We start from the raw sequence: 25,535 nt of genomic DNA on the forward strand, positions 1-25,535 counted from the left end.
AGAATAACTTTTTTATTTTTTATATAATTCCCTGCATACGTAAAACTACTTCTGCAATAAGCGCTGATCCTATAAATGTACCTAGCAGAACAAGACTTGCTACTACAATTGTTTTCCATCCCAGCTTCATAAAGTCGGTCCATGAACGACCAATTGCGATACCAGCATAAGCAAGAATAGGTGTTGCTAAAGCAAGCAATTGTACTTCATTAGTCCATGTTACAACCAGTTCTGATCCTGGCATCCATGGCATGGATACAATAACGCCAATTATTGCGATATAGGCAACACTTGGAAAGTTCCACGGAATTATTTTATTTAAAATAAACCCTGCTAAACAGATTAAGATGAGGACAATCATTCCGGGAACGGCTGCTAATGGCATGATGTCGTACCCCGCCCAGTTACCTAAGAGGGCAGTGAAGCCAAATATCAGCAATATTAATGTCCATTCTTGTATATTTTTTAATAACACGAGAGTTCCCTCCTTATTTTGCAGATTCTTTTTCTTCACGTCTTTTCGTCATTACTCGATATAACTTTTCTGTTAACGGCAGAGCAATAAAGATACTTACATATAGCCCTGTTGATAATGACAACAGATTACTAGCTCCGGCAAACGCCACAATTTGGGTTTCCATAGCAGGGAATGCTGCAATTAATGAACCACTTCCTGCGGCCATCATACTGCCACTGCCTATACCAGTTGCCATTGCGAACGAAAGTGGATGCAATGGTGTTAACGTGGCTAAGAATCCAGCAATAAGGCCCATAAACACGGCACCGAAAACGGTTCCAAAAATATATACTGCCATTACTCCCCGGCCTTCAGGTGAGTTAATGCCGAACTTGTCCATAATTAAACCGACATTTGGTTCACGTGCTACGGAGTGTGTCATGCCAATAGCTTCTCTTTTTAATCCAAGCCATACTGCCACTGGGAGTGCAATTAGGATTGTTCCTAAGTTACCTAATTCCTGAAGCAATAACGCAGGTCCTGCTTCAATTAGTTCCGGCATGGAAGGACCAATGATTACACCGATTTTTGCTAATAGTAATGCTACCCCCAATACAATGATTGGCTCTGCATTTTTTGACTGTTTTTCTTTAACTACTGGAGTAAAGTATAAAATTAACCCGATGATCAGTGCATAAAGCATTGGCAATAACATGATGACACCTGGACCAATTGTAAAGCTGAAAGTACCAATTGCTTCTGTCAGTACCACCGTCAGTAGCACGATGGCATGCAGCCGCCAATCCTTCCATAATCCATGTAACATTTCACTACTCATACTGATTTCCCTCCATTCATTTTCGTATACTTACTAGTCACCCGCCCCATTCATCCAGCATTTCATAGATTGCAGTTGCATCAAGCGCGCCCTTTCCTTTATTCGCAGCAAGCTGGTAAATCTGGTGGGATGGTTGACTTGCAAAAGTGGGTATAAGTTCTCTTTCGGCAAGATTGCGGTACAGTTGAATATCCTTCGTCATATTGGCAAGTGAAAACTTAATATCAGAGAAATTATCCTCCAGAATATTGGAACCAAATACATCCATAACACGGGTGTGCGCAGAACCCTTCTGTAATATTGATGCTACTTTTGCTTTTGGAACCCCAGCCTTTTCACCAGTTAATAAAGCTTCACTTAAAAGAGTTATAACCCCCCCTACAATCATATTGTGACATAACTTAACAGCTTGTCCCGCACCGCTTGGTCCTACATATTCGATATGCTCACCTACCGCTTTTAATACGGGGACAATCCCAGTAAATGCTTTTGCATTTCCGCCCACCATAATGGTAAGTGTACCATTTTCTGCCCCAGCTGGACCTCCACTTAAGGGGCAGTCAAACAATTCTATTCCACTTTTTTTTGCATGCTGTGCTAGGTTTCTAGTTATCTCTACATCGTTTGTACTCATATCCAGTACAGTGGATCCTGCCTTCAGCTCGTTTATTGCACCATCCTCCAGCAGTGTTTTCTGAACTAATGCTGGAGAAGGTAATGATAAAATCAAGCAGTCTATTTCCTTTGCCATCGACTTTACACTGGCTGATGCTGTTGCACCCATTTCCTCTAATCTTCCGACTGCAGCTTTATCAATGTCATAGATAGAAACTTTATAATTATTTTCTAATAGATTCTTAACAATGCCACGCCCCATCAGGCCGCAGCCTACAACTCCTATATTTCTCAACTGATCAGTCCTCCCTTTAGATGCCTTTCTTATGGGTTAATATAAACCGTCTTATAATCGGTCCAGAAGTCCAACGCTGTTGATCCCTGTTCACGCGGACCCATGCTCGATGCTTTTTTCCCCCCAAATGGGAACTGATTTTCAAAGTAGGTTGATGGCATATTGACATGCGTAACGCCTGATTCAATCTTTCTAACAAAATGAAATGCCTTCTTCAGATCATTTGTGTAGATCGTTGAGGAAAGTCCAAACTCACTGTCGTTAGCCAGTTCTAAAGCTTCTTCATATGTGTCTACTTCGATAATTGCAATCACCGGTCCAAAGATTTCTTCATGGAAAATGGTCATATCCTTCGTTACATTGCTGAATACAGTAGGTGCTACGAAATAACCTTTATCCATTCCATTATCGGTTAATCGCTTACCGCCACTCTCCAGCTTAGCGCCTTCTTTCAATGATATATCCACATAATGCAGGTAGGTGTTTAATTGGTTTTGATCTACTACTGGACCACTATCCACATTCTCACCAAAGCCTTCGCCAACCACAAGACGCTCAGCACGTTTAACTAGTTTTTCTGTAACTTCTTTCGCAATTGTTCTTGGTACAATAAGGCGGCTCGTTCCTGTACAACGTTGTCCGTTATCTAAAAACCCGCTGATTACAATACTCTCAATCGCTTGATCTATATCAGCATCCTCTAAAATAATTGCCGGGTTCTTTCCGCCCATCTCTGCTTGCATTTTTGCTCCGCGGGCAGTAACTGCTTTTCCTAATGCTAGTCCAACGTCCGTTGATCCGGTGAAGGAGACTGCCTGTATTTTCGGATGGTTCCCAATGGCGCCACCTACTGCACTGCCAGGTCCTGTCACCATATTAATAACCCCGGCAGGAACTCCAGCCTGTTCAAATAGCTCCATAATTTTCACACTGATTAAAGATGTATTACTGGCTGGTTTAAACACTACTGTATTTCCAGCAATGATGGCTGGGGCTATTTTCCAGATTCCAATGCCCAAAGGAAAATTATACGGTGCAATTACACCAACTACGCCTAAAGGTTCTCTTATGGTGTAACCCAGTATATTGTTATTTTGTGATGGTGCGGTTTCACCATTCAGCCTGGTTGCTTCCCCACTGAACTGCTTCATTGCTTCAATTGTTTTATTAACTTCTCCTCTTGCCTCACGTAATGATTTACCTACTTCTTTTGTTATTAATTCAGCAAGCTCTTCTTTTTGTTCTTCCAGTAATTGAATAAGCTTAAATAAAACATTGCCTCGTTTGGGTGCCGGCGTATCAGTCCATTCACCGAAAGCGCTTTCAGAAGCGGCAATAGCTAATTCTACATCATCTTCATTAGACTGCTGGAATAATCCAAGCACTTCCTCCGTGTCAGCAGGGTTAATACTTTTGTATAGCTCGCCTGTCGCTGATGCTACCCACTCACCATTAATATAATTATAATAAGTCTCTGTCATTTGTATGCCTCCTTAATAGTGTATAAAGTAATTATAATACTCTAAATTATAGAATTAAATATGGCAAGCAACAAAGTTTACACATCTTTTTTGTTGCTTGCCATAAATAGTTTCATTGCGATAACTAAATCCAACCATTGTTTTTCATTATTTATATCAATTTGGAGGACTTCTTCTAATTTTTTCAGTCTGTAATATAAGGTGTTTGGATGAACATGCAGTACTTCTGCTGTTTTTTTATGATTTTTATTTTGCTCAATAAAACACTTTAGTGTGTCCATGAATGAACTGCCCATTTTGAATAACTCACTTAGCTTATCATGCATAAACATTTCAATTGTTGCTGGGTCAACCTCATGAAGTAATCTTTCAATACCTAATTTGGCATATTCCACAACCGTTGAATCTTTATTGGATTTCGCAAATGCGACGGAACGTAATGCTTCCTTATATGTAAGCGATAAGTTACGAATCGTTGTTTCTCTCCCTATGCCAAACAGTAGCTGCTTCTTCGCTCCCCATTTAGCATTAATACTTTTTATAATTTTATGAACCACATTTTCCTGGATGGTCGGTACAATAATTATTACCTGAAAAGCTCTTGTAAAGACGACACTGTAGATACCGATAGAAGTAACGATCTGCTCAATGGACCGAATAAACCATTCTTTATCTGTTAGTTTTTCCTGCTCCCATAACGGGCCGTTCTCCCCTTCAATAATAATACATTGCAGAATCCAGTCTTCCTTCCATTGAATATAAGTAAGGGCACGGTCTAAATCATCATTCGATAACCCTTCCAGGAGCTGGTTAAATACCTCCGACCGAAAATGAAGTTCCTTTTCATGGATCGCATTATTCTTAACTAACTCCAATGCCAAAGTTAAACTGGCATGTTTGATTGCTATTTGATCCATAGGAGAAAATAAATAAAATGACTTTTCCAGTTCTAAAATCCCTAATACTTCTTTACCTCGTACAATAGGGAACAGGGTATCTTTATCCTCGTAGAAAGCAGTAGAATGGTGTGTAACCTTTGAGTGAATGATGGACTCCAGCAAGCGGATTACCCTTTCAACGCCTCCCCCTTCAATAATCATCTTATAAAACTGGTTGTGAATATCCATCGATTGTGTTAATAAATTATTCTTCTCTTTCAAACTGTGATACATACTGGAGTTATCGATAGCGATCGCACTCTGGTCTGCAACTATCTCAATAACCTGGATGTCTTCTTTTGTAAACACTCCATCCTGCTTGAAATTATTTACAACCAGTACGCCTAAACAACGATCTTTTGTTAAAATAGGCACACAAAAGGCACTTTTAATTTTCCGTCTGTATACGCCTTCAAAATAATAATGATAATTTGCTTCAGACATATCCCGCATATAGGAGTCTATTTCTTCTTCGGAAATAAATAATTTTGACTTTTTATCAACAAAGACTTTCCCGGCAATAGACTCCCCTGGAGAGAATGCAATATTCTCCAGCATTTCTCTTCGAATCCCCTCACCATCAGCTAGTCGAAGCCTGTTGGCAGACTCATCATACAAGTAGATAATCAGTGTATCGGAAATATCAATAAGGTCATTTGCCGCTACAATTACATTTCGAAGAACTTCGTCTATTTTTAATGATTGTGTTAACATTTTATTAATCTCAAGAAGTTTTTTTGCCTTATTTATATCTACTAAGTTACGATGATCATTCATCACTTTCACCCCGCCATTGTATGAAAAAACCCCAAAGCAGGTGTAGGTTGATACACTAACTTCAGGGGTATTCCAGTTATTCGAATTCTTAACTTTATTATTTGTTTAATTCCGCAAACTCATCCGGCACAAAGAATTCAATATGCTGCTGCAGGTTGGTAAACTCCCCAGGCAATAAGCCTCCAAATTCACCATCTACATTTAATTGCATTTTTTCATCAGTTGACACTTTTATATGTTTTGCTTGAACATAAATTACATTTTCATCTTCTAAGTGAGCCCCCCGTAATGCTAATGTAGCTATACGGATAAACTCTGCCAAATTGGTTTTTCTTAATACGAGCATATCAAAGTAGCCGTCCTTCAGACTAGCTTCAGGGGCTAATTTTTCAAAACCACCGACTGAATTTGTGTTAGATATTAAAAAGAGCATAATGTCTTCATCAATAATCTTGCCATCATACTCAATTTTCGCCCGGGTTGGCTTAACTGATGGGAGCATTTCGATCCCCTTCATGTAATAAGCCAGTTGCCCAATTACCGTTTTTAATTTGCTCGGGACCTCATATGTTAGTTCCGTCAGCTTCCCTCCGGCTGCTATGTTCATGAAGTAATGATCATCTACTTTTCCTATATCCAGTAACATGGACTGATCTGCTAAAATGATATCTACTGCTTTGCTTATAGTCCTTGGAATGCTCAATGCTCGGGCAAAGTCATTTGTAGTACCAGTTGGAATAATACCCAGCTTCGGCCGGTAGCTCTGTTCAGCGATTCCATTAATAACCTCATTAATCGTGCCGTCTCCACCTGCTGCAACGATTATGTCAAATTGTCTTTCAGCAGCTGCTTGAGCAGCCTTTATCGCGTCACCTTCACTCGTGGTGGCATGTGTTGATGTTTCATACCCAGCAATCTCAAATCGCTCTAAAACTGTCGGTAATTCTTTTTTGAATACCTCTCGTCCGGATGTCGGATTATAAATGATTCGGGCTTTTTTCATTCCATTCCCTCCCCATTACTTCACAACTATGCAAGGTCTATGATGTATGGATATTGGTCTTACTATCGTAATTAAAGTATAACCAATATCATAGCCCTTTTTACACTATTTGAAAAGAGGCTAAATATGGATAGACTACTGCCGGATGAAGTGGCAGTAGTCTGATTGGTCATTTTATCGGTTATTCAGCTCTTCTGAAAGTATTTTATTGACCATTGGCGGATTAGCCTGGCCCTTAGTTGCCTTCATTACTTGTCCAACCAAGTAACCTTGAGCTGCACCTTTTCCATTTTTAAAATCTGTAACAGATTGCTCATTATCATCAAGAACCTTTGAGATAATCTCTTTAAGCTGACCTTCATCCGATATTTGGACGAGTCCTTTGTCTTTAACAATCTGTTCAGGATCGCCGCCATTTTCAACTAAATCAGCAAATACCTTTTTGGCTATTTTAGATGAAATGGTTCCATCAGCAATTAGATTGATCATTTTCGCTAATGCTTCTGGTGTTATTGCCAGGTCATTCAGTTCTTTATAATGTTTGTTCATATAGGCTGAGAGTTCACCCATCAGCCAGTTTGATACTTGTTTTATATCTGCACCTTTTTGGACAGCTGCTTCAAAAAAGTCTGCCATTTGCTTTGAATTGGTCAGCACTCCAGCATCATACGCCGGCAGTCCCAATTCTTCTATATACCGTTTCTTACGCGCATCCGGGAGCTCTGGTATTTGGCTGCGGATACGTTCTTTCCATGCATCATCAATATACAATGGTACTAAATCCGGCTCTGGGAAGTAACGGTAATCGTCCGATCCTTCCTTAACTCGCATTAGAATGGTTTCTTTCGTTTTTTCATCATAACGACGGGTTTCCTGAAGGATTTCCCCTCCAGCTAATAAAACCTTCTCCTGACGCTTTTCCTCAAATTCCATTCCTTTTTGTACAAAACTAAATGAATTTAAGTTCTTCAGCTCTGCTTTCGTACCGAACTCTTCCTGTCCATATGGACGTAATGAAATATTGGCATCACAACGTAATGACCCTTCTTCCATTTTCACATCGGAAACACCTGTATATTGAATAATATTCTTCAGTTTTTCCAAATAGGCATACGCCTCTTCTGGTGAACGCATATCAGGTTCAGAAACAATTTCAATTAACGGGGTTCCCTGGCGGTTAAAGTCCACAAGTGAATAACCGTCATCTCCATGCGTTAGTTTTCCTGCATCTTCTTCCAGGTGCAGGCGGGTAATACCGATACGCTTTGTTTTACCATTGACTTCTATTTCAATCCAGCCATTTTCTCCAATCGGCTGATCAAATTGTGATATTTGAAATGCTTTTGGATTGTCCGGATAAAAATAGTTCTTACGGTCAAACTTCGTGTCTGTAGCTATTTCACAATTAAGTGCCATTGCAGCCTTCATCGCGAAGTTAACAGCTTCTTCATTTAATACAGGAAGAACACCAGGGTAGCCCAGGTCAATTGGTGTAACATTCGTATTCGGCTCTGTACCAAAAGCATTCACACTTGGGCTGAATATTTTCGAATTTGTTTTTAATTCTACGTGTACCTCTAGTCCAATAATTGTCTCAAAATTCATTAGTTGGCACCTCCTAATTGAGGTCGTTTTGTATGGTGATCAGTTGCTTGCTCATACGCATGGGCAGCACGATAAACGGTTTTTTCATCAAAGTGCTTTCCGATAATCTGTAATCCAAATGGCAATCCGTTTTCTGAGAAACCACAAGGGATGGAAATCCCTGGTACTCCTGCCAGGTTTACCGGAATGGTTAAGATATCATTCGCGTACATTGTTAAAGGATCGTCAATATTTTCTCCGACTTTAAACGCTGGTGTTGGGGTAGTTGGTCCAATTACCACATCATAGTCTTCAAATATTTTATCGAAATCATTTTTAATTAATGTCCGTACTTTCTGTGCTTTCTTGTAATAGGCATCATAGTAACCGGAGCTTAAAGCAAATGTTCCAAGCATAATGCGGCGCTTCACTTCATCACCAAAACCTTCACTACGGGATTTCTTAAACATATCGATCATATTATCCGCATTCTCAGTTCTTACTCCGTAACGCACCCCGTCAAAACGAGCCAGGTTAGCAGAAGCTTCTGAAGAAGAAAGAAGATAATAAGTTGATAATGCGTATTTTGAGTGTGGTAACGAGACTTCCTCCCATGTTGCTCCCAATGATTCATACACTTTCAAAGCATTCAGCACGGATTCTTTAACCTCTGGAGTAACCCCTTCTGCAAGGTATTCCTTAGGTACAGCGATCTTCAGACCTTTAACATCTCCTGTTAAAGCTTTTGTGTAGGAAGGAATTTCAACATCCGCACTCGTTGAATCCATTTTATCATGACCGGCAATAACTTCTAATACACGCGCATTATCTTCTACGGATCTTGTGATTGGTCCGATCTGATCCAGTGAGGATGCAAATGCAACTAGACCAAAGCGTGATACAAGGCCGTATGTAGGTTTTAATCCAACAACTCCACAAAAGGCAGCAGGCTGACGGATCGAACCACCTGTATCAGAACCTAATGAGAAGATAACTTCGCCCGCAGCAACAGATGCAGCTGATCCGCCACTTGATCCACCAGGAACATAGTCTTTATTCCATGGATTTCGTGTTGGTGTATAGCTTGAATTCTCGTTTGAAGAACCCATTGCGAATTCATCCATGTTTAGTTTTCCAATAGTGATTGCCTTTTCCTTGTGTAACTTATCAACAACCGTCGCGTTGTATAATGGATCATCAAAATTATCCAAAAACTGACTTGCGCATGTAGTACGTAAGCCTTTCGTAACGATATTGTCCTTGATCCCACTCGGCATCCCAAACAGGCTTTGTGATTTATCGTCCATATTATCCAATTCTTTAGCTTGGGCACGTGCATTTTCTTCGTCCAGGGTTAAGAATGCATTTACTTGCCCGTCCACTTCTTTAATTCGATTATAGGAAGTTTCAACTAAATCCTGAACAGTAATTTCTTTGTTATGTAACATCGCTTCCAATTCTTTAATACTATGGTCAAATAATGACATGATATTCCCTCCTTACTCCAAAATAGATGGTACGCGAAAGTGACCATCCTTTTTATCAGGAGCATTTTTCAACGCTTCCTCCTGGGTGATCCACTGTTTAGATTCATCCTTGCGCAGCACATTTTTAATCTCCAATACATGGGTAGTTGGTTCAACACCTTCTGTATCCAGTTCATTCAATTGTTCTGCATATGAAATAATCGAGCTTAATTGGTCTGTAAACATTTCAGCTTCTTCTTCTGTAATAGCAAGTCTTGCCAAGTGTGCAACATGCTTTACTTGCTCTTTTGTAATATCTGCCATTTCCTGCACCTCCAGAACGGATTTTAACTATTTAGTTAGATATTTTTATTACTCCAATACACTATTATAACACTATTGATAATAGCAGAATTGGTCAACAATAAGCAACTAAGAACAATGATATACATGCCCTTTATATACAGGCTTCACCTACAACGTTAGTTATAATCAAAAATCCACCTCTTTACTTCATTAAAGAGGTGGATCAGATTATCTCTTATTCCTTCAATTTTGCGACTGTTTCACTGAATTCTGTTTTCACTCCAGATGCCGGCTCACCCATCATACTGACCACTATTGTTACAATCAGATTGAGTATAAACCCAGGCAGTAACTCATACATATCAAATATTCCACCTGATAAGTAATTACCCCAAACAATGACCGTTACTGCACCAACTATAATTCCTGCTACTGCCCCGTTCCGGGTAGTGTTTCTCCAGAATAGTGAAAGTATAATTATTGGACCGAATGCAGCACCGAACCCTGCCCATGCATAACTTACTAATTCTAAAACAGAGCTTTCCGGGTTCATTGCAATAACAGCTGCAATCAACGCAATGAATAAGGTTGCAATACGCCCTACCCACACCAGCTCTTTTCCTGAAGCTTTACGACGGAAAATTGCCTTGTAGAAATCCTCTGCAACAGCTGATGATGATACAAGTAACTGTGAGTCAATTGTACTCATAATTGCTGAGAGAATCGCAGCTAACAGAACACCTGCGACAACAGGATGGAATAAAATTTGAGAAAATGCGATAAAGATCTTCTCCGGATCGTCTAACATTTGTATTCCATTTTCGGTAATGACCTGGATGCCAAAGCTGCTTAAAGTTGAGACATCCTGTGTACTAATAAACGCTAGTCCCACAAAACCAGTGAAAATGGCTCCATATAATCCAAGAATCATCCAAGTAGTTCCGATGAAGCGTGCTTTAGGAACATCCTTAGCTGAACGTAAAGCCATAAAACGCACAATAATATGTGGTTGACCAAAGTAACCGAGTCCCCAAGCCAGGGATGATATGATCGCCATTAATCCAACACCTTGAACCATATTCAAGTGAGAGGCTTCTATTTCACCAACTGCCTGTACCGCTTCTGTCCATCCCCCCATTTGGTTAAGCGCAACGATCGGGACAATAATCAATGCCAGAAGCATCAATATACCTTGAACAAAATCCGTCCATGCCACTGCTAAAAAGCCTCCAAGCAATGTATAGGAAACAACAACAATGGTTCCAATCCATAATGCTGATTGATAGGAAAGTCCAAAAGATGCTTCAAAGAGTTTAGCACCAGCGACCATTCCTGAGGATGTATAAAAAGTGAAGAATAATAGAATTACTAAGGCTGAAATGACGCGAAGAACATGCGACGTATCTTTAAATCTGTTTTCCAAAAAATCCGGAATCGTAATCGAGTTATTTGATACTTCCGTATAAACGCGTAGTCTTTTGGCAATAAACTGCCAGTTCAAGTAAGCACCCGTTGCCAGCCCTATTCCCAACCATGCTTCCGACATACCAGAAGCATAAATAGCGCCAGGCAATCCAAGCAGGAGCCAACCACTCATATCTGATGCACCCGCACTTAGTGCTGCCACTCCTGGACCTAAGTTACGGCCGCCTAATACATAATCGGACAGATTGTTTGTCATACGGTACATGACAACGCCAATTGCCAGCATTCCTGATAAATAAACTATAAAAGTAATTAATGTTATAATACCCACTTGCTACTTTCTCCTCTCTGTAAACAATGTAATGATCGATAGTAGAATTAATATAGGCATCGGTACAAACAGCCAAAACCAGGTTGCACCCCTTATAGCAAACTCCTCCATCTTTCCACCTCTTTCCAAATGTTTTCCAAGTTTAAAATTATGTTATTACTATAAAAGCACATCGACTATAGTTTCACATATAGAAATTATTTTCAAGTTGCTGATAACAGCCAAACAGCTGATTATATTAATCTTTTCAAACTAAAAACAGCATATACAGCTATATACGAGTATTAACATTCATATAAAAGGATTAAAGTAATTATAATAGCTCTCGTAGTACTATTTTAGGTTAGCGTTTAAATAACTCCGCATACCTTACTATTTTCCCCCAAATAAAATTTCTTATAAAAATTTATTTTTTAAAGGAAAAATGCAAAAAAATACCCGGGACAGGTTCCACGCCGTCCCGGGCCAATCAATCATATAGTAATAGGGTAAAAAATTATTGACTAGCTCTTCCAGTTAAATGGAGTAGCTAGGTTGTTCAACTGAATAAATACTTGGTTCTCTTTCCCCAACGTGAGCGAGATCCTCTAGTTGAGTGAACAAAATCCCTGATACAAGTAATGCGCCAATAGCAATACCCGAAATTAACTTCTTCATATTATCCCCTCCTTAAATTAATCTATATATTTGTAATCTGCTCATAGGCAAAATTAGCCACTTTATAATACTTTGCTGCGTCTTTATATTTATTTATACCTTCAAAATGACCGGCTAGCAACTCCGAGTAAATTATTATGTTAACAAAATCTTTATGTTTCTGTAGATATGGAATAAACTCCTGAATAGTTAGTTTTTCAAACTTCTCGTAATCCTCTTTCAACAAATAATCATAGGTATATAATATATAATAGAAAATCCTGTATTGCTCAACGTTTTTAATCTGTTTGGTAAGTTGAAAACCATGTTTTACAGCTTTACTTGTTTGTTCAAAATCTTTTATATTATAATACTCACGAACTAAAGACGCTACAGAGTTTAAATGATCTAGCAACTGAGCCCGCTCGTCATCCAAAACTTCCCGAAAGTGTTTAATCGCTTCCTTCGACTCGCCTTTAGTAGAATACAAATGTCCCAGGTTTTGATTTGTCAGCTGTATCAGCTGCCTGTTATTATTTAATTTTCCTAAATGTAAGCCTAAATTAAAATTCTTTATCGCTTTATCGTACATTTTAATCCGCCGGTAAGATATGCCCATTATATTATGAACCTGAGCGCAACGGAGAAAGTTGTATTGCTTCATGAAAATATCCAGCGCTTTATCTGCATACTCAATCGCTTCCAGGGTGTTTCGCAACTTACTATGCGTTACAGCAATAATATACTGTATATCCGCCAATTCTTCCTCAGTAATCTCTATTTTATTGATTTTTTCTTCTGCCAGCTTATACATCCGCATCGCCTGGTTAAACTCGCCACTGGAAGAACTGTAATTACCCCTGAATTTATACCAGTAATACAAATGTAAATTATCAAAGGTACCGGAAATTTCTTTTAACTCATTGATTTTATTTAACGCTTCATCAAAATCACCTAAAACCAGATAGTACCTGATCTTGTGTATTTCAAATAGTAGCAAGCTCTCGGTTAAGTTCGAATCCATTAATGTTTGGATTTCTTCATATGTAGTAATGATTTTTTTCTTGTCATTTACTTCAAAGAGCATGCCATACCATTGCTTGCATTTTTCATTGATGGTTGAATCCAATGAATTGTCTACTTGGATTCCCAGGCGAGTACATAACATTTGAATAATTTCCGGGCTGGCTTCTGTCTTGAGATTTTCGATTTTTGATAAATAGGATAAGGAAACAATTCCTTGAGCTAGATCTCCCTGTGTCATCTCTTGTTTAGTGCGTTGTAGTTTGATAAAGGACCCTATTTCTATCAATATACCCACCCTAACATCTATTAGAATTATATTACGTTGTATAGTCTTATTATAACATAATTTCAGATAATTCATATTGGGAAAATAATAGGATGTATAGGGCTGTTATCGCCCTAAAAACTTTCCAACTTTCCTGGAATAGGAAAATTAGCCCCTATTTTAAGCATATTTTGCTAAAAAGGGGCTAATCGACATAGTGTGACTAATTACTCATTACTAAAACATTTCTGACGTTGTTTTACCTTGCATGTGGTGAATTAGGTAATCTGGCCCACCTGCTTTGGAATCTGTTCCCGACATATTGAACCCGCCAAATGGCTGGTAGCCAACAATGGCGGCTGTACAGCCACGGTTAAAGTAAAGGTTTCCAACATGAAAATCCTGACGTGCCTGTTCTTGATGTGTTCGGTTATTCGTTATCACAGCGCCTGTTAAGCCATAGTCGGTGTTGTTTGCAATTTCAATTGCTTCATCAAAGTCCTTTGCTTTTGTTAATGCAACAACCGGTCCGAAGATCTCTTCCTGCATAATACGTGCGTTTGGATCTACATCGGCAAATACAGTTGGGTTGATGAACCAGCCTTTGCTGTCATCTCCATCGCCGCCTGCAAGCAGTTTCCCTTCTTTTTTGCCAATTTCAATGTAGCTTGAGATTTTATCATAGGCACCTTGGTCAATGACTGGTCCCATAAAGTGAGAGTTGTCATATGGATCCCCAGCTGATAATTCCTTCGTTAATTCTGCGACACGATCTTTTACCTGATCATATACATCCTCATGGATGACGGCACGTGAACATGCAGAGCATTTCTGACCAGAGAAGCCAAATGCTGATTGGACGATAGATTGTGCAGCCAATTCGAGATCTGCTTCGTTATCAACTACAATCGTGTCCTTTCCGCCCATTTCAATGATCGTACGCTTCAGCCATTTTTGACCTTCCTGCACTTTTGCCGCACGTTCGAAAATACGTGTACCAACATCACGTGAGCCTGTAAAGCTTACAAAACGTGTCCGCGGATGGTCTACAAGGTAGTCGCCAACTTCACTTCCTGGTCCAGGAATGTAGTTCACTACACCTGCTGGCATACCTGCTTCTTCAAGCACTTCCATTAATTTGTAGGCAATTACTGGCGTAGTACTTGCTGGTTTAAGCAAGACGGTGTTTCCAGAAACCATTGCCGCGGTTGTCGTTCCAGCCATGATGGCGAATAGGAAGTTCCATGGTGAAATAACGACACCTACCCCTAGTGGAATATAGTTATATTGGTTAAACTCAATCGGACGGCTTTCAATTTTCACACCATCTTTAAGCTCGAGCATTTGGCGACCGTAATATTCAAGGAAGTCAATTGCTTCTGCCGTATCTGCATCAGCTTCCTTCCATGGCTTACCGCCTTCCTTGACGAGATGTGCGGTAAATTCGAATTTACGGCGGCGTACAATTGCAGCGGAACGGAATAAAATATCTGCACGGAATTTGGGATCTGTTTTTCTCCATGTTTCAAACGTTTCATCAGCAACCTGCATTGCTTTTTCAGCTAATTCCTTCGTTGCTTTCGAAACATAGCCTACCACTTCTTCCTTGTTTGCCGGGTTTACGGAAACAATTTTATCCTCGGTTGTAATACGTTCGCCACCAATGATCAGTGGATAATCTTTCCCAAGATCTGATTCGATCTGTTTAAGCGCATCCAGCATAAGCTGTTTATTTTCTTCAATTGTAAAGTCTGTAAATGGTTCGTGTTTGTACGGTACTACCATGAAAAAAACCTCCTTAGATTATGCATATTTACCCCTATGATTGCGTTTACATGAAATGCAAAGGTGGAGCACGTCCACCTTATATTTTAACCCAATTATTACTGTACTTCAATTATTGTAGGTTAAGCCATAATTATCTAATGAAAAATGTGAACGGTAGGCGATTCTGCTCCTGCCTCGCGGTAAATTAGGCTCTCCATCTTATTACTCGATTTTATATTTATCTCTAAATCAAAATAATCAGGAAACATATCCAGAACCAGGCCGTACGTATATTGGGTAAACCCTACAACCTCCCCTTTACCATAGAACTCAATTGGTATTTCTATGGTGAGCTTCTGTAGTTCACCATTGATATAAAAACCATCACCAATTACACCAACATAGTTTGGAAAGTATTGAGCGACCTCGTTTCCGAAGTTTGTCACGGTTTCATGATCGTCAAAATACTTTTCTCTACCTTCACTTGATGGGAAAAGAATATTCTCTTCATCAATTTCATCCCATCCACCGATCGACGCACTCCCACCCGCGACATTCGTTTTTGCAACAAAATTCCCAGGAACAGGGGAGCCACTCTCTTGTTCGCGGTATAAGGCTATCATAATAGGGATATTCTGCAGGCCATCCATCTCCCTAATTCGCTCAACTACTTCTTGAGCAATTTCATTTCCTTGTTCCATCATTTCACTTTGCGGAATATCCTCATAGTAATATGGTCCGCCAGTTTTTGTTTGAAAGCGATAAACTGACTTTAATGCCAATCCAATAGACATTCCCACCAGTTCAACCGAATTATCATCCTGTTTCTCTACGAAATTTTGTTCGAGAATATGCGATAAATAGCGTGGGTTTTCTTCATATACCTTTTTGTCTGATCCTTTTTCAATTTTTGGATTTAAATCCGTAATCAATTGATAAACCATATCTTCTTTCAAATACTGACCTTCTTCAAAGAAGTATTTACCTGGATCATACACAGCCTTGGAATGACGTCTCAGTCCTTCTTCCATCTCATCAATATCCAATCGGTTTGCGATTTGGTTTGTAATTACTCCTCTGGCCTCGCTGGGGCGGTATGGCAATATCATTTTGTAGTTTTCTTCGGACAATTGGTAGCTGGGTACAATTGACGTTTGTTCCTCTGCTTCATCGTTCTGTAAAACTTCTTCATCATTTACATTTGGTGTACACCCCGTGATGAACAGGAGTGCAGCAGCAATTAGCCAGACACTTATTTTTTTCATCGCTTTCACACCCCTTGTTTTTCAACTGCATCAAGCAGCTGCTTTTCGGTCCAAACATCAACCCCAAGTTCGACAGCTTTATCATACTTGGAACCTGCATCCTCGCCAGCAACGAGAAAATCCGTTTTTTTACTTACACTGCCAGTTACACTACCACCCATTGTTTCGATCACTTCTTTCGCTTCATTACGTGTAAAGTTTTCCATCTTTCCTGTTAACACGACTGTTTTACCTGAGAACACTGTGAGCTCCGTTTGAGTGCTTTGCTTTGGCCCTTTATACTTCATATTAATGTTTAACTCATTTAGATCCTGAATCAGATCGATTACTTTTTGTTCGGAAAAATACTGTACAACTGAGTCTGCCATTTTTTCACCAATTTCATCTATTGCGATCAGCTCATCATAGGTAGCCTGCTGTAAATTATCCATGGTTTCAAAATGTGCTGCCAGTGTTTTAGCGGCTTTGGATCCGACGAATCGAATTCCTAATCCGAATAATAGTTTTTCCAAGGAATTTTCTTTCGAAGCTTCGATAGCCTGCAATAGGTTATCTGCTGACTTTTCCCCCATACGCTCAAGCTTAAGCAATTCCTCTTTTTCAAGACGGTATAAATCAGCCATGGTACGAATCAGCTTTTCCTGGAAGAGCTGGATGATTACTTTTTCTCCCAGCCCATCTATATTCATAGCATTGCGGGAAACAAAGTGAATCAGCCCTTCTTTTAGTTGGGCAGGGCAATTCGGGTTAATACAACGCAATGCAACTTCCTCTTCAAGCCGCACTAATTCACTTCTACATGCGGGACAATCTGTCGGCATATGGAATTCTTCGGATCCCTCTGGACGTTTCTCTACTATTACACGAACGACTTTCGGTATGATGTCTCCAGCCTTTTTAATCACAACGGCATCACCAATCCGAATATCCTGCTCACGTATCAAGTCCTCATTATGCAGGGAGGCACGTTGAACAGTCGTTCCAGCAATCTTTACAGGTTCAAGAATAGCAGTTGGTGTAATAACTCCGGTTCTCCCAACACTTAATTCAATAGCTGTCAGCTTTGTAACTGCTTCTTCGGCCGGAAATTTATAGGCAATCGCCCAGCGCGGGCTTTTTGCCGTGAAGCCTAATTCTTCCTGCTGATCCAGATCATCTACTTTAATAACAATGCCATCAATTTCGTAGTTTAAATTAGGGCGCTCTACTGTCCAATAATTAACATACTCAATTACCTCTTCGATGGTTGAGCATTTTTTCCACTCCGGGTTGGTTTTAAATCCTAGCTCTTTTAGTTTTTTCAGTCGTCCACTATGGGTCGTTGGTGAACCTGTCTTCCATTCGCCAACCCCATACAAGAAAATATCCAGGTTACGTTTTCCAGCTATTTTCGGATCCAGTTGCCTTAACGATCCTGCTGCTGCATTTCGCGGGTTTGCAAAAGGCTCTTCCTCATTCGCCTCTCTCGTTTCATTCAGAGCAAGAAAGGACTTGTGGGGCATGAATGCTTCTCCACGCACCTCCAATGATTCTGTTTCTTTTATGCTTAAAGGTATACTGCGTATCGTTCTTAAGTTACTTGTAATATCTTCACCAATGGTACCATCACCTCGTGTGGCACCCCGCACAAATTTCCCGTTTTCATACGTCAGTGAAACAGCCAGTCCATCTATTTTCAACTCACACACAAAAGTAATCGGTTTATCTGTCCCCTGACTCGCCCGACGAGCAAAATCATGTAGATCTGTTTCATTGAACGCATTTGCCAGGCTGAGCATTGGCACATCATGCTGTACTTTTTGAAAAGCTGCTAATGGTTCTCCACCAACACGTTGTGTAGGGGAGTCATCCAAGATCAACTCTGGGAATGCCTCTTCCAATTTAAGAAGTTCCTGGGTTTTTTTATCATATTCCGCATCCGGAACGCTTGGTTTATCGAGCACATGGTATTCATAGTTGTACTGATTCAGTAATTCACTTAATGCTTTCATCTGATCTTGTGCCTGTTGTTTATCCATGACCAAGCACCTCCTACTGTTTCGTAATTGGGGCAAATTTTGCCAGTACGCGCTTTATTCCTATTGGGGCTGGGAAGGCAATATCAAGCTCCATCGCTTCTCCTTTACCTTGCACTTTAACAACCGTGCCGATACCCCACTTTTTGTGACTTGCTTTATCTCCAGTTCCCCATGCTTCACTTTCTGCACCGGTTGTCTTCTGCATTCTTTCTGCTTTTCGTTTTATGGGAGCAGGTTGACCTTGAGACTGTACAAAGGATCCGCCGAACATGGATTTCTTCGCTTGTTCTATCCCGTCCACCAGCTCTTCCGGAATTTCGTTTATAAAACGGCTGATCGGATTCATATTGGTTCTGCCGAATAGTGTACGCATTTTTGCATGAGTTAAGTATAACTCTTGTTCAGCCCGGGTGATTCCCACATAGGCAAGTCTTCGTTCCTCTTCCATTTCTTCCTCGTCCATCATCGAACGACTATGTGGAAAAACATTCTCCTCCATACCGATTAAAAAGACTACCGGGAATTCCAATCCTTTTGCAGCGTGTAACGTCATTAACGTGATTTTCTCCTGATTATCCGGATCTTCCTCATCAACCTTATCAATATCCGCAATCAATGCTAGATCAGTTAAGAAAGCTACTAGGGTTTTATCCTCTGAGGTTTTTTCAAAGTCCTGTGTAACTGTCATAAACTCTTCTAAGTTTTCCAGACGACTCTGGGATTCGATGGTTTGTTCGTTTTTCAGCATGCGTTCATAGCCGGTTCTCTCTAAAACAGCCTCAACCATATCTGTAGCAGTTAGAAACTCCTGTTGTTGTGATAAGGTCTGTATTAGACTGCCAAACTCTGCTAATGCATTGGCAGCCTTTTTGGATACGCCAGTAAAATCAACTTCTTTAACGGCTTCATAAAAGGAGATATCATGTGCATCTGCATGAGCTCGTAATCGATCAATAGAGGTCTTTCCAATTCCCCGCTTCGGCACGTTTACCACACGCTCAAAGCTTATGTCATCTTCAGGATTAGTAATTAATCGTAAATACGATGTTAAATCTTTAATTTCCTTTCGTTCATAGAACTTATGTCCTCCGACCATCTGATAAGATATAGCCGACTTCATAAAAGTTGCTTCAATCGCACGGGATTGAGCGTTGGTTCGATATAAAATAGCAATGTCACTTGGTTTATAACCTTTTTTGAGTGTAAGCTCCTGGATTTCATCTGTAATAAACAGGGCCTCTTCTTGCTCTGTTGCTCCTTGATAATAATGAATGTTCTTTCCATCCGGATTATCTGTCCACAGATTTTTCGGTTTACGTCCGGTGTTATTTCCAATTACTTTATTGGCTGCAGCCAGAATTGATTTCGTTGATCGATAATTCTGTTCTAAGAATACGGAGCGTGAAGCTGGGTAATCTTTTTCAAACGAAAGAATATTTGAAATGTCAGCACCGCGCCATCGGTAAATTGATTGATCTGAATCCCCGACAACACAAAGGTTCTGAAACCGGCTGGCCAGTTGCTTAACCAGAAAGTACTGTGCATGGTTCGTATCCTGATACTCATCCACATGAATATATTGAAACCTGCGCTGGTAATACTCAAGTACTTCCGGAACCCTTTTAAATAAATGAATCGTCTGCATGATCAGATCATCGAAGTCGAGTGCTTGGTTTTTCTGGAGCATTTTTTGATATGCTACATAGATTTGAGCAATCTGTTTATCGTAGAAGTTACCGACATTATTACTGAATTCTTCTGGGGTGATCAGTTCATTCTTAGCAGCGCCGATTTGTCCAAGCATTGCGCGTGGATCAAATTTTTTCGGATCGATATTCAGGTTTTTTAAGATTTGCTTCACAACGGATAGCTGATCTCCACTATCCAATATGGTGAAGTTGCGATTGTAACCGATACGGTCAATATCACGTCGCAAAATCCGAACACACATAGAGTGGAAGGTGGAAACCCACATATATTCTCCCTCGGGGCCTACCAGCTTTTGTACACGCTGTTTCATCTCACGTGCTGCTTTATTCGTAAACGTTATGGCCAATACGTTCCTTGCTGCCACGTCTTTTTCGCCAAGCAAATAAGCGATGCGATGTGTCAGAACTCTCGTCTTTCCACTACCCGCACCTGCCATAATAAGTAAAGGGCCATCTGTATGTTTAACAGCCTCTCGCTGTTCTTTATTTAATCCTTTTAATAAGTCATCTGTTGTTTGACTCATCTTTACACCGCCTTGAATCCATAGTATTCTTTTTTCAACTGAGGAATTTCTACTTTATTGCCCCAACTGTCTTAATTGCTTTTTTTATATCTGTGTAAATAATATTACCAACAACTATAACATCTGCATGCTCTTTCATTTCCTGTGCCTGGAAACTGCTCTCTATTCCACCACCGTAAAATAGCATTGTTTCATCCAGCTGACCTTTTACTTTTTCAACAAGCTCCGGGTCTCCATACTTTCCACTGTACTCCATATAAAAAACCGGCAAGTGAAATACATGTTCAGCCATATAAGCATATGCTGTTACATCTTCGTCATCCGGTAAATAGCTGTTTGTATGAGTAAAAGCTTTTGCCTCTTCATTCAAGATACAATATCCTTCTACAAAAATCTCGTTCCAGTTCATAATATCTTTGTATTCCTTAATCGCTTGATGCTGTATATCCATCATCCACTTTTTCTCTGTTGAATTCATTACCATGGGAATAAAATAATAATCAAACCCTGGGGTTATAGCTTCCATTGTGGAGATCTCCAGGATGCACGGAACCGTGTGCCGGCGAATCCGTGATAAAAGATCTAATACACCATCCAATGTTACATTGTCAGTTCCGCCAACTATAATTGCATCGGTACCAGACTCACAGATCATATCTAAATTCTCATCAGAAATTTCTTTAGCTGGATCAAGCTTAAACACGTGCTTCCATTCGTTCATTGTATTATACAAAGTTCTAATCCTCCATCATTTTTATCCATTAGTTTATTATACCAAAAATTGCTCAGGGAATTTAGGGATATGGTCAATCTTTTTTACGGTCTCTTTTAGAAAAGAAAGTAAGGGTGCTTTGGAGATGCCGGTGTGATGAACAAAAGCGAAGGGCGCCCGTTTATTGCCGTACGAACTGCGCCCGCGCATCGTGGGTGGGGCGACGTTGCCGCGCAAGGCGGCGTAGTTAGTCGATCTTCCACTGCAACAGGAGATTCACTCCAGAGTATAAGATTCACTTAGACTTTCGCCATTTCTGGCGATAAGTCAAGTTCATCTAAAAGGGAACATGCCCCTTCATAGGGGTATGCCGACGTTGGGCGCAAAGCCCGGTTTTAGTCGGCCTTCCTTATCCCGTAACGAATTGGTTTATGTTGAGTTAGATTAAGAAGAGACCGGAAGGGCACTAGGTGATGGGCGCTTGGAGCTGGACGTGGCTGTTTAAGTTTAAGAACTAATTGCAGCCAAAAATTTACACTTTCCTACCTTTTTAAAAAACCGCTGCCAAGGCAGGCAGCGGTCACTTATTGCTATTCAGCTTTCCCAGGCATTATACGTTCCAGAACCATTTTGTAGCCATCGTTACCATAATTGATACATCTTTTAACTCGGGAAATTGTAGCTGTTGAAGCTTTCGTTTCCTGTTCAATAACATTGTACGTACTTCCTTCTGACAGCATTTTTGCAACCTGCAGTCGTTGTGAGATGGAATGGATCTCTGACATTGTAGCGATATCATCGAAGAATTTATAACATTCTTCTCGATCTTTCAGCGATAGAATTGCATCAAATAACTGATCCAATTGTTCTCCACGTAATTTATCGATTTGCACGGCGAAACCTCCTGCTTTGAAACTAATTTGTTATGGTTACAGTTTGTTGTAATCCCGGATTGGCTGGTATGACATTAATCCAGGTCTTTCCCGGTACTAAGCCGATTGGTTTACCATCTCTGACTGGAATAACTCTTCCATCACGGGTTTCCCATTGAACTTCCTGGACAATACCTTTTTGGATTAAATAAGCATCTCCGCCGGATAGTAGATCAATTGCTCGACGGCCTGCATCATCAATAACCTGATGACTCGTTTCTATGATGAATATATTGTCTAATTCAATCAAGTCTCCCGTGTCGAGTTCTACTGTTTCTTCTTGGTTACTGAATCTAGTATATTTTTCGGTGCTGTCATCATATTTATATTCCACATTATATATAGCGTTTTTTGAATAAGCGATCTCTGCCTGTTCTGCCGGGTCACCGGACAAATCCGATAATTCATCTGCTGCTAAAAATGCTAAAGGCTCATACTCCGCGGTTGTCTCATAACCTTTTCCTTCTGCAACGTCATATGCTGCCCCAAACTGCAAGTATGAATTATGCGGCGCTTTCCGAAATGATTCGCGCTTAAACAGGTTACCATCATTATCATAAATGGCTCCATCTAAATGTTCAATTCCGCGGTTTTTAATCATGTCATTAATAAAATTGGCTGCTCCATGATATACATACAAAGCCTGATACATATTCGCCAGTTCAAAATAATACTCACGGGAACTGCGGACAGGTCCCACTACTACTGGCATTTCACTTTGGTAAAAAGCAAGTAAACGCGTTATTTGTCCTTCAGCTAAAATCTCAAAAACGATATCTGCCTTGGATAAGCCTGATTGTGGGCGCGCTGATGGGTGATTATTCACCATCACACTTACGATCTTGTTATCTACTGCATTGTTCGTTCCCATCCCAGTTAATGGGTAAATATTTTCAAATTCCTCCGTTGCTTTTGGTGGATCTGTTTTTTCTTCTACGTTATTCTCTTTTGGCTCATTATCCTGGACCTTTTTTTCATCTTTAGAACAACCCACAAGAAGAAATGCCACAAGCAGCATACAAACTAACTTTCTCATGTCCCCCAACACCTTTTATAAAAGTTTTCTACAAGTTTATTATACGCTAAGTCATGGTGGCTGGAAATAGAACTTCTTTTTTCTTTACATCTATTATTCCTTGCTGAGTAATTCGTATATAAGGTAAATGGGTTGAAGACAAAAACAGAATACTGTAGATAGGATCATTAAATGCATAGCCGAATTCTTTAACGTATGCTTTTAATTGCTTCTCTTTTTCTATTAGTTCATTCATGCTTCCATTATACATGATTCCCCCCAGTTTCAACGGGATTTCAAACAATACCTCACCTTCATGAACTAACACAATTCCGCCCCCGATTTCCTTCATACGCTTCCAGGCCAGATGTATGTCGGGCTTGTTTTTACCAACCAGAACGATATCTCCTGTCGTCGAATAAGAACTTACAATTGCTCCTAATTTATTCGTAAACCCGCGAAGTGTTGTGTTAACCCGCCATTCGCCATTCCGATCAAGTAATAATAGAAATGCATCATTATTTGTCACTGGCAGCTTTTCCAATGTTATGTCGGTCTCAATAGCGTATGGTTTGATAATAACGTCATTAACCATGTCGAGCCCGATTGGTAATGAAAACTGCAGGTCTTTCTCCTGTAGATCCCAATTAAATGTAAGTTCATCTATCCCGAATTTTTTCCAATCTATTTCAGATGTTGGTTCCTGAACCTTGCCTTCTTTTACAATCCATTGTCCTTTAGCTAATACACTTACCGGGTGTGGATTATCTTTTGCCTCTAAAATATTAATATGAGCAACACGGCCCGGAGCAATACTTCCTAATTGATCCTCCAGATTATAATGCCTCGCTACGTTATAGCTGGCCATACGGTAAGCGTCCTCAACAGGGATTCCCTTTTTGATAGCAATATCTATGCATACATTCATTAATCCATTTTCATAGAATCCCGGGGTAGAACCATCCGTTGTCATCGTAAGATTATCATAGGCTTTCAGGTTCTCTGCAAGAATTTCTTCTATAAGCTCAGGTAAATCCGGTCTGATAGAGGAATAGCGCAGGCCAACGTGATAACCCAGCTGCAGTCTTCTGATTACTTCCTCGCCGGTCATCGATTCGTGATCTGCAGATACCCCCAGTAATTTCATTTTTGTTAATGTTTTTTCAGAAGCCCCTGGGAAATGTCCTTCTACCGGCTTTCCATGACGTTTCGTTTCTTGAATCCAGTATAGCAATCTATCATCTCCAGTGAGCAGGCTTGGCCATGAAGTTAATTCCCCGCCCTGTATAACAGAAGGATGAGCTATCCAGGATAAAACTTCTTCGGTATTAAACAATGCCTCTTCTTCCTGCAAAGCTGTTTGTGAATCATAACGTGCCCACCAGTACATGGAGACAGGTAGTTTACTAAACTCGTCAAGTAAAGTAAACGCTTTCTTTTTGTCTAATAAAAAATGCCACATCAGGCTGTCATTAATTAAAGTTGTTGTCCCGAATTTGGCTGCATGAGTTGCTAATACTTCTGGATTATATAGCTGAAATGGGTGTGCGTGCGGCTCCATATAGCCTGGTACCAGAAAGTTCCCTTTACAATCTACTACTGTACTTGATTCCATTCTTTCAGGAAGTTTATCTCCCACATATACAATACGATCATTATAAATCCAAATATTCGCTTGTAACCATTGTTTTGTATACACATTTAAATAAGTACTGTTTTTTAAAACCAGGGTTGGTGCATCATATCCATCTACTACCCTGACATGTTGTCTAAGTTCACGGTTTCTCCAATAATGTCCATTCTCTAACATGAAAACAACTCTCCAATTTTCCATTTTCTCTATTTTATCATATCTTTCGCTTTAACACAGTAAAGTAAGTGTGTTTACAGTGAAGTTTTTGTGACAATGTGATGATATATCTGATTTATCGGATAAGTAATGTTGTAAAAGAGCGGTTTTCTTTACTCGGTACGGTTTTAACGTATCTAAGTAAAGCTTTTGTTTCATGGAGTTTATCTTGCCCTTAAAGAAAGTTATTCCAGCTGCGTTGGTAGAGAGCCGTGCTATATGCTACTGACAAGATTCTAGATCCTAGTTTCTTTCTATAACAACGCACTAGAGGAGTTAGTTTTAAATGAAATGAAAAGAA

20 protein-coding genes are annotated in these 25,535 nt (G+C 40.0%); all 20 read right to left on the bottom strand.

The genetic code is table 11. The annotated features are described in order from the left end of the window. Positions 1-19 precede the first annotated feature (19 nt). The gene (locus QGM71_RS12520) at positions 20-475 is read right to left on the bottom strand and encodes a hypothetical protein (RefSeq protein WP_327607894.1); all 456 of its coding nucleotides are present in this window, start codon (positions 473-475) and stop codon (positions 20-22) included. 13 nt (positions 476-488) lie between these two features. Then, positions 489-1,295: a DUF3100 domain-containing protein gene (locus tag QGM71_RS12525; RefSeq protein WP_327607895.1), complete on the bottom strand. Its 807-nt coding sequence runs from the start codon at positions 1,293-1,295 to the stop codon at positions 489-491. Positions 1,296-1,332: 37 nt separating this feature from the next. Continuing rightward, positions 1,333-2,205: an NAD(P)-dependent oxidoreductase gene (locus QGM71_RS12530; RefSeq protein WP_327607896.1), complete on the bottom strand. Its 873-nt coding sequence runs from the start codon at positions 2,203-2,205 to the stop codon at positions 1,333-1,335. A gap of 29 nt (positions 2,206-2,234) precedes the next feature. Further along, positions 2,235-3,686 (bottom strand): aldehyde dehydrogenase family protein, encoded by a 1,452-nt coding sequence (locus QGM71_RS12535; RefSeq protein WP_327607897.1) that lies wholly within the window; start codon positions 3,684-3,686, stop codon positions 2,235-2,237. A 77-nt stretch (positions 3,687-3,763) separates the two neighbouring features. Next, positions 3,764-5,401, bottom strand: coding sequence for a helix-turn-helix domain-containing protein (locus QGM71_RS12540; protein WP_327607898.1), 1,638 nt, complete (start codon positions 5,399-5,401; stop codon positions 3,764-3,766). Positions 5,402-5,498: 97 nt separating this feature from the next. Next, a complete protein-coding gene (locus QGM71_RS12545; RefSeq protein ID WP_327607899.1) occupies positions 5,499-6,404 on the bottom strand; it encodes a diacylglycerol kinase in 906 nt (301 codons plus the stop codon). A gap of 174 nt (positions 6,405-6,578) precedes the next feature. After that, positions 6,579-8,009 (bottom strand): Asp-tRNA(Asn)/Glu-tRNA(Gln) amidotransferase subunit GatB, encoded by a 1,431-nt coding sequence (gatB, locus tag QGM71_RS12550; protein ID WP_327607900.1) that lies wholly within the window; start codon positions 8,007-8,009, stop codon positions 6,579-6,581. Beyond that, positions 8,009-9,475: an Asp-tRNA(Asn)/Glu-tRNA(Gln) amidotransferase subunit GatA gene (gatA, locus tag QGM71_RS12555; protein WP_327607901.1), complete on the bottom strand. Its 1,467-nt coding sequence runs from the start codon at positions 9,473-9,475 to the stop codon at positions 8,009-8,011. The genes gatB and gatA overlap by 1 nt, the downstream gene beginning before the upstream one ends. Positions 9,476-9,487: 12 nt before the next feature. Further along, complete coding sequence (gatC, locus tag QGM71_RS12560; RefSeq protein WP_327607902.1) at positions 9,488-9,778, bottom strand: Asp-tRNA(Asn)/Glu-tRNA(Gln) amidotransferase subunit GatC; 291 nt, start codon at positions 9,776-9,778, stop codon at positions 9,488-9,490. Positions 9,779-9,995: 217 nt separating this feature from the next. Further along, complete coding sequence (putP, locus tag QGM71_RS12565) at positions 9,996-11,516, bottom strand: sodium/proline symporter PutP (RefSeq protein ID WP_327607903.1); 1,521 nt, start codon at positions 11,514-11,516, stop codon at positions 9,996-9,998. Positions 11,517-12,032: 516 nt separating this feature from the next. Beyond that, entirely contained in the window at positions 12,033-12,173 is a 141-nt protein-coding gene (locus tag QGM71_RS12570) for a hypothetical protein (RefSeq protein ID WP_327607904.1), read from the bottom strand. A gap of 22 nt (positions 12,174-12,195) precedes the next feature. Then, positions 12,196-13,464 carry a helix-turn-helix domain-containing protein gene (locus tag QGM71_RS12575; RefSeq protein ID WP_327607905.1) on the bottom strand — a complete coding sequence of 423 codons (1,269 nt, stop codon included), beginning with the start codon at positions 13,462-13,464 and terminating at the stop codon, positions 12,196-12,198. 216 nt (positions 13,465-13,680) lie between these two features. Then, positions 13,681-15,228: an L-glutamate gamma-semialdehyde dehydrogenase gene (pruA, locus tag QGM71_RS12580; RefSeq protein ID WP_327607906.1), complete on the bottom strand. Its 1,548-nt coding sequence runs from the start codon at positions 15,226-15,228 to the stop codon at positions 13,681-13,683. Between the two features lie 137 nt (positions 15,229-15,365). Continuing rightward, positions 15,366-16,475, bottom strand: coding sequence for a CamS family sex pheromone protein (locus tag QGM71_RS12585; protein ID WP_327607907.1), 1,110 nt, complete (start codon positions 16,473-16,475; stop codon positions 15,366-15,368). Positions 16,476-16,480: 5 nt separating this feature from the next. Next, positions 16,481-18,493 (bottom strand): NAD-dependent DNA ligase LigA, encoded by a 2,013-nt coding sequence (gene ligA / locus QGM71_RS12590; RefSeq protein ID WP_327607908.1) that lies wholly within the window; start codon positions 18,491-18,493, stop codon positions 16,481-16,483. A 13-nt stretch (positions 18,494-18,506) separates the two neighbouring features. Next, a complete protein-coding gene (gene pcrA, locus QGM71_RS12595) occupies positions 18,507-20,726 on the bottom strand; it encodes a DNA helicase PcrA (RefSeq protein WP_327607909.1) in 2,220 nt (739 codons plus the stop codon). A gap of 49 nt (positions 20,727-20,775) precedes the next feature. Next, entirely contained in the window at positions 20,776-21,447 is a 672-nt protein-coding gene (gene pcrB, locus QGM71_RS12600; protein ID WP_327607931.1) for a heptaprenylglyceryl phosphate synthase, read from the bottom strand. A 581-nt stretch (positions 21,448-22,028) separates the two neighbouring features. Further along, positions 22,029-22,331: a YerC/YecD family TrpR-related protein gene (locus QGM71_RS12605; protein WP_327607910.1), complete on the bottom strand. Its 303-nt coding sequence runs from the start codon at positions 22,329-22,331 to the stop codon at positions 22,029-22,031. A 22-nt stretch (positions 22,332-22,353) separates the two neighbouring features. Continuing rightward, positions 22,354-23,406 carry a DUF3048 domain-containing protein gene (locus QGM71_RS12610; protein ID WP_327607911.1) on the bottom strand — a complete coding sequence of 351 codons (1,053 nt, stop codon included), beginning with the start codon at positions 23,404-23,406 and terminating at the stop codon, positions 22,354-22,356. Between the two features lie 46 nt (positions 23,407-23,452). Beyond that, positions 23,453-25,195 carry an adenine deaminase C-terminal domain-containing protein gene (locus tag QGM71_RS12615; protein WP_327607912.1) on the bottom strand — a complete coding sequence of 581 codons (1,743 nt, stop codon included), beginning with the start codon at positions 25,193-25,195 and terminating at the stop codon, positions 23,453-23,455. Between the last annotated feature and the right edge of the window lie 340 nt (positions 25,196-25,535).

Source organism: Virgibacillus tibetensis, from assembly GCF_036026595.1.
Taxonomy (GTDB): domain Bacteria; phylum Bacillota; class Bacilli; order Bacillales; family Amphibacillaceae; genus Virgibacillus_P; species Virgibacillus_P tibetensis.

What these genes read in the sequence shown, in the direction of transcription:
- gatA (WP_327607901.1), bottom strand. Translation starts at nt 9,475, where the DNA reads ATGTCATTATTTGACCATAGTATTAAAGAATTGGAAGCGATGTTACAT.
- QGM71_RS12585 (WP_327607907.1), bottom strand. Translation starts at nt 16,475, where the DNA reads ATGAAAAAAATAAGTGTCTGGCTAATTGCTGCTGCACTCCTGTTCATC.
- ligA (WP_327607908.1), bottom strand. Translation starts at nt 18,493, where the DNA reads ATGGATAAACAACAGGCACAAGATCAGATGAAAGCATTAAGTGAATTA.
- QGM71_RS12540 (WP_327607898.1), bottom strand. Translation starts at nt 5,401, where the DNA reads ATGAATGATCATCGTAACTTAGTAGATATAAATAAGGCAAAAAAACTT.
- pcrA (WP_327607909.1), bottom strand. Translation starts at nt 20,726, where the DNA reads ATGAGTCAAACAACAGATGACTTATTAAAAGGATTAAATAAAGAACAG.
- QGM71_RS12545 (WP_327607899.1), bottom strand. Translation starts at nt 6,404, where the DNA reads ATGAAAAAAGCCCGAATCATTTATAATCCGACATCCGGACGAGAGGTA.
- QGM71_RS12570 (WP_327607904.1), bottom strand. Translation starts at nt 12,173, where the DNA reads ATGAAGAAGTTAATTTCGGGTATTGCTATTGGCGCATTACTTGTATCA.
- QGM71_RS12615 (WP_327607912.1), bottom strand. Translation starts at nt 25,195, where the DNA reads ATGTTAGAGAATGGACATTATTGGAGAAACCGTGAACTTAGACAACAT.
- gatB (WP_327607900.1), bottom strand. Translation starts at nt 8,009, where the DNA reads ATGAATTTTGAGACAATTATTGGACTAGAGGTACACGTAGAATTAAAA.
- QGM71_RS12610 (WP_327607911.1), bottom strand. Translation starts at nt 23,406, where the DNA reads ATGAGAAAGTTAGTTTGTATGCTGCTTGTGGCATTTCTTCTTGTGGGT.
- pcrB (WP_327607931.1), bottom strand. Translation starts at nt 21,447, where the DNA reads ATGAACGAATGGAAGCACGTGTTTAAGCTTGATCCAGCTAAAGAAATT.
- pruA (WP_327607906.1), bottom strand. Translation starts at nt 15,228, where the DNA reads ATGGTAGTACCGTACAAACACGAACCATTTACAGACTTTACAATTGAA.
- gatC (WP_327607902.1), bottom strand. Translation starts at nt 9,778, where the DNA reads ATGGCAGATATTACAAAAGAGCAAGTAAAGCATGTTGCACACTTGGCA.
- QGM71_RS12535 (WP_327607897.1), bottom strand. Translation starts at nt 3,686, where the DNA reads ATGACAGAGACTTATTATAATTATATTAATGGTGAGTGGGTAGCATCA.
- QGM71_RS12525 (WP_327607895.1), bottom strand. Translation starts at nt 1,295, where the DNA reads ATGAGTAGTGAAATGTTACATGGATTATGGAAGGATTGGCGGCTGCAT.